2 protein-coding genes are annotated in these 4,483 nt (G+C 44.3%); both read left to right on the forward strand.

What is annotated here, in order from left to right; translation table 11 throughout:
* Window positions 1-244: 244 nt before the first annotated feature.
* Complete coding sequence (locus KDK14_RS21565; RefSeq protein WP_257263104.1) at window positions 245-2,674, forward strand: ankyrin repeat domain-containing protein; 2,430 nt, start codon at window positions 245-247, stop codon at window positions 2,672-2,674.
* Window positions 2,675-2,886: 212 nt separating this feature from the next.
* The gene (locus KDK14_RS00760; protein ID WP_257263105.1) at window positions 2,887-4,311 is read left to right on the forward strand and encodes a hypothetical protein; all 1,425 of its coding nucleotides are present in this window, start codon (window positions 2,887-2,889) and stop codon (window positions 4,309-4,311) included.
* Window positions 4,312-4,483 lie beyond the last annotated feature (172 nt).

Consider the following 4,483-nt stretch of genomic DNA (forward strand, 5'->3'; position numbering starts at 1 on the left):
TTGTGAAGTGAATAGTGGTGCTATTTGCTGAACAAAACGGAATTTTCAGGTCAATTTGCTGCGGCCGCAGTCAGGCAGTCTATTCTCGGACAGCCTTCTGGTTTTTCAAAAAAAATAAACTGTGTAATTTATTAACAATGCCAATAATTATTGGGTAATCCTGATCATGCTAACAGCCCCTTCTACCAATTATTTGAGACTTTTCCAGCCTTGGCAACCCCCTCTGCCAACTACCGGGGAATCAGTGGAAATACCTGCAAGCCAGGATGATTATATTGAAATGCCTGCCAGCATTAATAATTACCAGGACCTTTTGTACTGCGAATATTTCAGTGCCATCAAATGTCAATTTCTGAGTGACATAGAAAAACTGAAATGTTTGGCTCACTCCTATGTTAATGGCAAGTACGACAAGACTATCGACATTTTTTATAAAAACATAGATGACCCTGATGGAAGGTTTGACAGCGACAAAGTGTTGCCCTTGTATCGAGAGACCCGTTTCCATGTCCATCAGATGGTAAAGGAACTTGAAAACGCTGACACCAGCGCACATCAAATAGCGCACATTACCTTAATACTTCATGACTGTTTGAACGATATCCAGCACTGTCCTGCGGGTATTCATACCCGTTTTTCCAATACTTTCCTGCATCTCAAAGCGTCTCAGGGAGGGGAGGACGCAACACTGTTCAAGGCAAGGCAGGAGTTGTTCGATCAATTTATTCTTTCATTTATGTTTCTACAGCAACGGCAGGGACTCGTTCATATTCCGTCGGGCAACGAAGTCCACTGGTATAACAGTTTTTACAATCTCTATTGCGAGCCCCTGGGACTGCCTTCAGAGGCTGACCCAGAGGCCAGGACCCATCTGAACGATGCCCTTGTGCAACGTTTTCTTGCTGCGGCACCCCTGTCAGTCAACGCATGTACAGTACTTCGCAAAATCGTCACTGAATGGTCTGATCAGTTGCGGGCTGCCTTGCGAAAACTGGGGGTATCGATATGGGAAACCGATGTCATTGCCAGCACCGAGTTAACCCCGGACAGAACCGAAACGCTGAACAGTTCCGTGTTCAGACCAGTCAACTGTTTGTTGGCAAAAAAAGCTGAAGAGCAGCTCGATCTGTGGGCATTGATCGATCAGGCTGAAAATGCTTGCTACCGCATGGATCGGTATCAGGAAAAACTGATGGCCTGGGTAACCAACCATTTCTTCGGGTCATCCACCAAAGTATTTCTCGCCATTGCTGGCGGAACCGATTCACAACTGTATATTGGCACGATTAACGAACTTTTCTTTTGGGTATTTACCCACGCTCCATCTCTGAACGCAGAGCAACCCTGTACTTTTGAAACAGACAATCACAGAACGCTTGTGCTGCCTCATTTAACGTCAATTGACTTCAGTACCTGGCCGGAGCAGACCAGTTATGCGCTCCTGACCCAGGCAATGGAACAGACTCACAAGGCCGAGGATATCGCCGCATTTTTTTCCCATCAGCCGAGTTTTGAACAGCTCAGTAAAGCACCAAAACCGTTGGTTCAGGCACTTTCTAATCAATTGACTGACAAGCTCACTTGCAACAATGACGAATTTACAGGGCGATTGTGCCAGTGTGACTGTGACCAATTGGTCAGTAGCGGCATAACAACCATTTCACCGGACACTCTGTGCTGGTTGATTGATACCCCACTACTGGCACCGGTTCTGACCATACTTCAGCAACAGGGAATAACGATATCGGCAGTGACACTATCTTTAACCATCTGGCAAATTGCTGGTTTTTCAGAAGAAAATATCAAAAATCTGTTGCTACCGGGAGATTGCAAACGATTATTCAGACAAGCAGCGAGCAAGAAGATGGCAGTAACCATGTCCCATATCCTGTTAACCGGACATTGTGATGAACAGGCTGGCCTCTTGAATGATCGCAAGGAATCCCCTCTTGGTCTCTTTGCGCGGCAGGGAATTATATCTGGATTAAGCTATCTATTGAAATTAAGAGGTATAAAGGTTAACCACAAAGACTTTAAAGGTTATACCCCTTTGAACCGCGCTGCCTCAAAGGGACACGCAAACTGTGTTGAGGCATTACTGCGCCAGGTCGGCATTGCGATTAATGCCAAGGCTAACAATGGCTATACTCCCCTGCACAATGCTGCCAACAATGGACACATAGATTGTGTTGCTTTGTTACTAAACGCACCTGGCATTGAGATTGATGGGAAGAGTAAACGTAACTGGTCGCCTCTGAACTTGGCCGCCGCAAAAGGCCATACAAAAATTGTCGAAAAATTACTGATGTATTCTGACCTTCAGGTTAATAGCAAAAACGAAAACGGCTTTACGCCTTTGCTCAGCGCGGTTTATATGGGGTACAGTGATTGCGTCAGTGTGTTACTGTCCAGAGCCGACATTGATGTTAATAGCACTAATTTTGATGGGAATACAGCGCTTATATTATCCATATATAAAAAGCATATAGAGTGTGCAAAACTACTGATTAATGACGAACGTACAGAAATTAATATGTCTAACAAAGTACTCCATACTGCTGCGACAAAAGCCAGTCAGCAAGGATTAACCGAGATTGTCAATCTTCTGGAAGTCGACTCGCGGTTTAAAAAGCGTCGTAATCAAATGCTGAGATTTTTGAATTATGTCCGCTGAGAGTCCACTGTAGCAACTACCGATTATATTTGCTCAAATAGTACAACTTTAAATCAGAAGAGACTCAAGGTTAGTTAAATAATTTATAAGTGTTGACTAAAAGATGATCTGATCATTCCATTAACCGATTCTATTGAACTTTTTGATTGGCTTACAGTCAATGGCAAGGTACAAAAAAATACTGGCAGATTATATCTGGAGTGCCAATTATCATGAATATTCTACCCAAATCCGTTCATCCACAATTCCCTGCTGTTGGGAGCCGGGATGTAGCCACGCAAACAGATATCACTGCCGCCAACCATCTTGGAAGGCAGGTGAAACCAGCTACGCCCCGGCATTTATATCCCGGCTGCGCTCTTGGCCAAAGTAGCAATAATGCTCATGATGAGCTGTCTCGTAAAATCAAAATAATCAAAACCAATGCATTATTGATTAACTTTACATTGCTTGAGAATGCCATGGCGGGTAAATATGACTTATATAAATGCATTGCCCAAGAGCAGCAAGGCAAGAGATTCATTGCCGAATGCGCGGTCGCCACAGTCATTAATGTGAAAATGCCCCTGGATAAATCTGAAAGAGTTGGTCTTCAAAGTTTGGATGATTGTGTATTCAGTCTGGAAACCTTGATGGCAAAGGGATGGAATGAAGAGGCATCCGAAGCTCTCAAGAACAACCTGGTTTATGAGCTAAAGCGAATCACCATTGAAGGTGACAATCCGAGCACTGAACGGGAACAAGCCATAAAGTTACTCATTCAGCAAAATCAGGCACTGTTTGTTGATGCTGAAGCAGCTGAAAAAACATTTCGAGCGATCCAACTGTTCAGGCGTCAGCTAAGCTACCAGCAGTGCTTCGGTGTATATCCCCGGACACCCAAACAAGTTAACTTGAGTTATCAGCAAGCCATCATCGACCTGGAGGCCAACAGAATGTTTCCCGGTGATGAGCCTTTGGTGCAGAAAAAACGAGAATATATCCACGAAAAAATGACTTCGGCGCTGGCACAAATGACATACCCTGAATCCAGGCTGATCAGTATGATTATGGATGATATGCGTGCCGCTGGCATGTTGGCAGATGGCGAAAAGGAAATCCTCAAAAAAGTATTAACCAGTCACTACAATAATCTGCCCATCCCCTCTTCTGAGGTATGTCTGTTTTATTTGCAGATCACGCTTGATTTTCCGGATACCCTGAAATCTATAGGTCTCGATCCCAAAGCAATGCGTTCTATAATCAATGGCTGCCTTATTATGCATTGTCTCGTCAAACCGAATCAGGAAAGCCAACAGGTGGAGATTTCCTGGGAAAGCTTAAGCCAAGCCTGGTCACGAAGTGTCAAAGTCACAGCAAAACTGGGAAGCAGGCAAACCAGAGCGATTGATGAATGGTTCAAAGAATGTTCCCAACGATTGACGTATGTACCAAATACAAATGTTTTCAGAATGCTTGATAGTCAAATTTTCAGTGAGAAATTGGGAATTACCCCCCAATACGCTCCGCAATATTATCGGAATAACGAACGGGCTGATACTATTGCTAAACTGCGTAACCTTGCCCTGAAACGACCAGCAAGTACCATCGATACGGCTTTGCATGCCAGCAAAATGGCCTGCCTGGCAAAATATTGAATACTTTGCCGTGAACATGCCCAGACCCCAAATAGTTCCAACACCAGACAATGTGAGTTTGAAAATTGGTTTTAACGCCAAGATATCTTAACCAGGAAAGATTAATTACCAAACCTATCGTAAAGCATCGCCCAATCGGGCCGGGCCGCGCAGGCGGTGATATAAGACAGGA

This window comes from Endozoicomonas sp. ONNA2 (genome assembly GCF_024606365.1).
In the GTDB taxonomy this organism is placed as follows: Bacteria; Pseudomonadota; Gammaproteobacteria; order Pseudomonadales; family Endozoicomonadaceae; genus Endozoicomonas.

Excerpts from the sequence above, each read along its gene's own strand:
- KDK14_RS00760 (WP_257263105.1), top strand. The coding sequence starts at position 2,887 with ATGAATATTCTACCCAAATCCGTTCATCCACAATTCCCTGCTGTTGGG.